Source organism: Staphylococcus microti (assembly GCF_000934465.1).
Classification (GTDB): domain Bacteria; phylum Bacillota; class Bacilli; order Staphylococcales; family Staphylococcaceae; genus Staphylococcus; species Staphylococcus microti.
This window is the reverse complement of sequence record NZ_JXWY01000131.1, coordinates 1-225: the sequence shown is the minus strand read 5'-3', so window position 1 is coordinate 225 and position 225 is coordinate 1. Positions and strand designations below refer to the sequence as shown.

Genomic DNA, 225 nt, shown 5'->3' with positions numbered 1-225 from the left:
CATATGTGTAATCTTCCATAAAGGTTTGAACATCTTTTTTTATTTCGGCATTTTTTTGATGTTTCTCAATTTCGTATTGATTAAACTGCAACTTAACAGGGACTGTTTTCTCCCCTTTTTCTAATGCAGGCGCTTCTACTAAGTTTGTTTTAAATGTTTTACCATCAACGATTGCTTGTGCAAAGATATTTAATTTAGCATTTGGTTTATACGGCCCATATAGAT

General features: G+C 32.0%; 1 pseudogene. It reads right to left on the bottom strand.

Features of this window, described 5'->3' with window-relative positions:
- A pseudogene (locus TP70_RS12480) lies at nt 1-225 on the bottom strand (hypothetical protein); the annotation flags it as partial.